General features: G+C 48.1%; 2 protein-coding genes. Both read right to left on the bottom strand.

What is annotated here, in order from left to right; all coding sequences use genetic code 11:
* Nucleotides 1-275: aldolase/citrate lyase family protein (locus DWZ40_RS19225; RefSeq protein ID WP_243035406.1), on the bottom strand; the 275-nt coding region annotated here is incomplete at its 3' end.
* Nucleotides 275-511: citrate lyase acyl carrier protein (gene citD / locus DWZ40_RS19230; protein WP_118544369.1), on the bottom strand; the 237-nt coding region annotated here is incomplete at its 5' end. The genes citD and DWZ40_RS19225, both read right to left, overlap by 1 nt.

Consider the following 511-nt stretch of genomic DNA (forward strand, 5'->3'; position numbering starts at 1 on the left):
CCGCCTGCTACGCAGACACGGATATCTTCCTTCCAGTGCGGGGTGTCCAGTCCGTTGATGCGGACAACACGCTCAACTCCGCGGTAGTCGATCTCCTGCAGTGCATGATACAGAGAGTATCTTGCAGCATCTTTCTGGTTCTCTGCTACTGCATCCTCCAGATCCAGCATAATAGAATCCGGTTTGTAGATGTATGGATCCTTAATGAGACCCGGCTTCTGGCAGTTTAAGAACATCATGGAACGTCTCAGTCTTTTCTTATTCGGATGGCTCATTATTTAATTACACCTCCCCATGGAAGATTCTCAGTGATATCGTTGGAACGGTATACTGCGCACTCAACACGTGCCTTTAAGGTACAGTCCAATGCACCCTTGTCTACTACAGTTACCTTTGCGTCTTTTACATCCAGACGGTTTAAGGTTTCCAGGACGGTTGCCTTGATCTGTTTTCCAAACTGGTGAATCACACTGCTCTCGATGGAAAGCTCTACGGTACCATTTCCCGGCTC

This window comes from Clostridium sp. AF32-12BH, from assembly GCF_003477935.1.
Taxonomy (GTDB): Bacteria; Bacillota; Clostridia; order Lachnospirales; family Lachnospiraceae; genus Brotaphodocola.